Source organism: Methylobacterium crusticola, from assembly GCF_003574465.1.
In the GTDB taxonomy this organism is placed as follows: Bacteria; Pseudomonadota; Alphaproteobacteria; order Rhizobiales; family Beijerinckiaceae; genus Methylobacterium; species Methylobacterium crusticola.
Genome location: NZ_KZ984674.1, coordinates 1 through 4,293 on the forward strand (window position 1 = coordinate 1; position 4,293 = coordinate 4,293).

A 4,293-nucleotide genomic window follows, 5' to 3' on the forward strand; every position below is an offset into this window, starting at 1 on the left:
GCCGCCCGGACGCGCCGCGCCGGGCGGCGGGCGGGCCGCTCACGAGGCGGCGGCGTCCTCGACGGCCTCGCGCTCCCGCAGGGCCTCGATCAGGTCGAGGACGCGCACCACCCGGCCGGAGACGTCCCACCAGGCCGGCTGCGGCCGGGCCGGCGGGACGGGCGCCACCGCGTCGACCAGGAAGGCCACCTCGGGGAGCGGCGGGTCCGGGNAGCGGGAGGCTCGCCCGGGCGAGCAGCGCGACCTTGCGCCGGCCGGGAACGCGGGCCCGGGCCGCGATCGGGTCGAGGCCGTTCGCCTCGAGCGCCCGGCCGATCTCGGCGTAGATCAGGCCGGCGGCGCGGATCGCCGGGCGGCAGCGGTGCGGGAGCAGGCCGATGCCGGTCTCGCCCCGGGCGTAGAGCGCGTCGGCGGCCGCGAGCAGCCGCGCCACCACGGCGCGCAGGGCCGCGCTCGGCTCCGGCCGCGCCAGGAAGGCGTCGGGGTCGAGGCCGGCCTCGCGCATCCAGCCCACGGGCAGGTAGAGCCGGCCGGCGCGGGCATCCTCGCCGACGTCGCGGGCGATGTTGGTGAGCTGCATCGCCACGCCGAGGTCGCAGGCCCGCGCCAGGGCCACGGGCGAGCGCACGCCCATGACCAGGGTCATCATGGCGCCGACCGTGCCGGCGACCCGGGCCGCGTAGGCGGTGAGCTCCGGGAGGTCGGCGTAGCGCCGGCCGGCGGCGTCCCAGGCGAGCCCCTCGAGCAGCGCCTCGGGCAGGGCCGGCGGGATCCCGGCCCGGGCCACGGTCTCGGCGAGCGCCCGGTCGGCCGGGTGGTCGAAGGGCCGGCCCGCGTAGGCGTCGCGCAGGCGGTCCTGCAGGCGCGCCACCGCGTCCGGCCGGGCGAGGGCGCCGTCGACGGCGTCGTCGGAGAGGCGGCAGAAGGCGTAGAGGCCGTAGGCGTCGCGCCGCACGCCCCCGGGCAGCAGCCACGACGCCGCGTAGAAGCTGCGCGAGCCCGCCCGGATGGCCGCCCGGCAGGCGATCCGGTCGGCATCGCCGGGTGCGGCGGGGGCGGAGGTCTCAGGCGAAGAGCGCGGCATCCGGCACCACTCGATCGAGAATGCGCGAGGAGGATAGGACCCCGGGAAGACCCGCCCCCGGATGGGTGCCGGCCCCGACGAGGTAGAGGTGCCGCACGTCCTCGCTGCGGTTGTGCGGGCGGAACCAGGCGCTCTGGGTCAGGATCGGCTCCAGGCCGAAGCCGGAGCCGCGGTAGGCCAGGAAGTCGTCCCGGAAATCCTGCGGCGTCGTCACCCGGGAAGTGACGAGCGCGTCGGACAGCCCCGGCAGCAGCGTCGCCTCGAGGTGGCCGGCGATGCGCCGGCGGTAGGGCTCGGCGAGGGCCGCCCAGTCCTGGCCCCCGTCGAGGTTCGGCACCGGGGCGAGCACGTAGAAGGCGTCGTGGCCCGGCGGCGCCAGGCCCGGGTCGGTGGCGGTGGGACGGTGCAGGTAGAGGCTGAAATCGTCGGCCAGCACCTTGCGGGCGAAGATGTCGTGCAGGAGCGCGCGGTAGCGCGGCCCGAGCAGGATGGTGTGGTGGGCGACGTCCGGGTAGGTCCGGCGCGTGCCGAAGTACCAGACGAACAGCCCCATGGAGGAATGCGCCCGGGCGAGCCGCCGGTCGCTCCAGCGCCGCCGGGCCTCGGGCGGCAGGAGGTGGCGGTAGGTCCAGGCCGAGTCGGCGTTCGACACCACCACGTCGGCGGCGATCCGCTCGCCGTCCGCCAGGACGACGCCGCGGGCGGTGCCGTCCTCGACCGCGATCCGGGCGACCTCGGCGCCGAGCCGGACGCGGCCGCCCTGCCCCTCGATCAGGCCGACGAGGCCGGAGACGAGCCGCCCGGTCCCGCCGAGGGCGAAGTGCACGCCCCAGCGCCGCTCGAGATGGGCGATCAGGCCGTAGATCGCGCTCGCCCGGAACGGCGAGCCGCCGATCAGCAGGGGATGGAAGCTGAACACCGTGCGCAGGCGTTCGTCGCGCAGGTAGCGGGCGACGAGCCCGTACAGGCTGCGATGGCCGCCGAGGCGCAGGAGGTCGGGCGCGATGCGCAGCATGTCGCCGAGGGAGCCGAACGGCACGTGGCCGAGCCGCTCGAAGCCGATGCGGCAGATCTCCTGCGAGGCCGCCATGAAGCGGGCGTAGCCGTCGAGGTCGGCGGGCGAGAGGCGCGCCACCTCGGCCCGCATCTCGGCCTCGTCGCCGCTCATCGCGAAGGTGGTGCCGTCCTCGAAGCGGATGCGGTAGAACGGCCGCATCGGCACGAGGGTCACGTCGTCGGCGAGCGACCGCCCGCACAGCGCCCACAGCTCCTCGAACAGGAACGGCGCCGTGACGATGGTCGGGCCGGCGTCGAAGGTGAAGCCGTCCTGGCGGTGGACCCGCGCCCGCCCGCCCGGCTGGTCGAGGCGCTCCAGCACCGTGACGCGGTAGCCGCGGGCGCCGAGCCGCACGGCCGCCGCGAGGCCGCCGAAGCCGCTGCCGATCACCACCGCGCGGGGGCGGCGGGCAGACCCCTGGAGGCGGGGCGGCGGAGCGTCGAGTGTCAACATCAGTTGACACTATCGCCGCAACCAAGCGGGGAGGCAAGCGGCTCCCGTGCGGACTCAGGCGTCGCGCGCGGCCGGCCCCTGGGCGGTGTTCCGGACCTGGTCGAGGCAGCGGCGGCGCGCGGCGGGATCCTGGATGGAGACGAACAGGCGCAGCAGCTCCACGCCCTGCCGGCAGAGGTCGTCCGGCGGCAGCGGGTGCGCGCCCGCCTCGGCGCGGACGTCCTCGACCGCGCAGCCGAGCGCCTCGGCGATGAGGGTCAGGCGCCGGTCGAGGCCGGCCGTCCCCCCCGCCGCGAGGCCCGGGAGGCGGTCGGCGCGGATCGGCGCACCGGCGGCCACGCGCTGACGCTCGTCCGACATCTCCGCATCCCCGGCCCGCGGCGCCGCGACGGCGACCGGCTCCGGAGACCTAATCGCAATTCCCGCGGGCTGGCAACGCTGCCGAAAATCGTAGCGGGCGGCGCCGGCCCGGTCCTTTCGCATGAGGGAAGCCCGCCGCGCCGGCGCGGCCGCCGGCCGCGCTCAGGGCCCGGCCTCCCCGGCGAGATGCGCCGGCGCGAGCACGCCGAGGCCTTGTGCCTCCCGCTCGATCAGGCCGGCGACGAGGTCGGGGCGCTCCTCGTGGGCGAGGTGCCCGAGGGCGCCGACCCGCTCGACGCGGGCCCGGGGCAGGCGCCGCGCCACGTCCCGCGCCGTCTCGGGCGCGATGGCCCGGTCGGCCTCGCCGACGATCAGCAGGGCCGGCACGGCGAGGCGCGGCAGGTCGCGGTCGAGGGCGTCGAGGTTCCAGTTCGCCATCATGGCGAGCGCGCCGGCCACGTGGGACGCGCGCTGGAACAGGCGGCGGTAGAGGTCGAGACCCCGGCGGTCCAGGGTCGAGCCGGTGCCGGTGATCAGCCGCTCCACCGCGGCCCGGTCCGCCGACCAGGCGAAGACCCGGGGCGTGACCGGGTTGAGGAAGAGCATCCGCGCCATCGACGGGAAGATCAGCCCGGCCATGCCCGGGAAGGGCTTGAGCGCCGCGTTGAGCCCGACGAGCAGGCGGGGCGAGAGGCCGCCGTCAAGGCACAGCCGCACCAGGATGGCGGCGCCCGCGGAGTGGCCGACCACGACCGCGGGGGCGAGCCCGAGGGTCTCCACGAGGGCGCGCAGGGCCGCGGCCATGCCGGGCAGGGAGGTGGCGGGCAGCGGGTCCGTGAAGCCGTGCCCGGGCAGGTCGAGCGCCACCACCCGGAAGCGCTCGGCGAGGCGCGGCAGCAGCCCGCGCCAGGAATGGGTGGCGGCCCCCGTGCCGTGGACGAGGAGCAGGACGGGCCCGGCCCCGGCCTCCTGCACGTGCCAGGTCAGCCCGCCGGCCGCGACGAAGCGGCTGAGGTCGCGGTTCGGCCAGTCGCGCCCGTCGCGCTCCCAGGAGGGCCTGTCTCGGTCGAACACCGCCATGCCGGTCCCTCAGCCCCCCGCCCGGCGGACCGCCTCGGTCAGGCGGGCGGCGTCGGCGTACGGGAGGGGCAGGTAGGTCGCCGCCATGGCGTCGGCGAGGTGGCGGGCCTCGTCCCGGGGCTGTGGCGCGGTGTCGATCAGGAGGGCGCGGGTGCCGGCGGCGCCGAGGGCCCGGGCCGCCGCGAGGGCGTCGGCCGCCGCCCGGGCCCGGCCCGGGGCCCCGGAGCGCGCCACGTTGGCGCGGCCGTCGGTGAGCACC

At 77.4% G+C, this 4,293-nt stretch carries 3 protein-coding genes and 3 pseudogenes; all 6 read right to left on the reverse strand.

Annotated features, from left to right (window positions below; translation table 11 throughout):
• Positions 1–39 precede the first annotated feature (39 nt).
• Positions 40–211: pseudogene (locus DT057_RS37490) on the reverse strand (phytoene/squalene synthase family protein); the annotation flags it as partial.
• Position 212: 1 nt separating this feature from the next.
• A pseudogene (locus DT057_RS05695) lies at positions 213–1,084 on the reverse strand (phytoene/squalene synthase family protein); the annotation flags it as partial.
• A complete protein-coding gene (locus DT057_RS05700) occupies positions 1,065–2,594 on the reverse strand; it encodes a phytoene desaturase (protein WP_128561130.1) in 1,530 nt (509 codons plus the stop codon). The pseudogene DT057_RS05695 and the gene DT057_RS05700, both read right to left, overlap by 20 nt.
• Before the next feature lie 54 nt (positions 2,595–2,648).
• Positions 2,649–2,954, reverse strand: a complete 306-nt coding sequence (locus tag DT057_RS05705) for a hypothetical protein (protein ID WP_128561131.1) — start codon at positions 2,952–2,954, stop codon at positions 2,649–2,651.
• Between the two features lie 162 nt (positions 2,955–3,116).
• Positions 3,117–4,034 (reverse strand): alpha/beta fold hydrolase BchO, encoded by a 918-nt coding sequence (bchO, locus tag DT057_RS05710; protein ID WP_128561132.1) that lies wholly within the window; start codon positions 4,032–4,034, stop codon positions 3,117–3,119.
• Positions 4,035–4,043: 9 nt separating this feature from the next.
• Positions 4,044–4,293 (reverse strand): annotated as a pseudogene (bchD, locus tag DT057_RS05715) (magnesium chelatase subunit D); the annotation flags it as partial.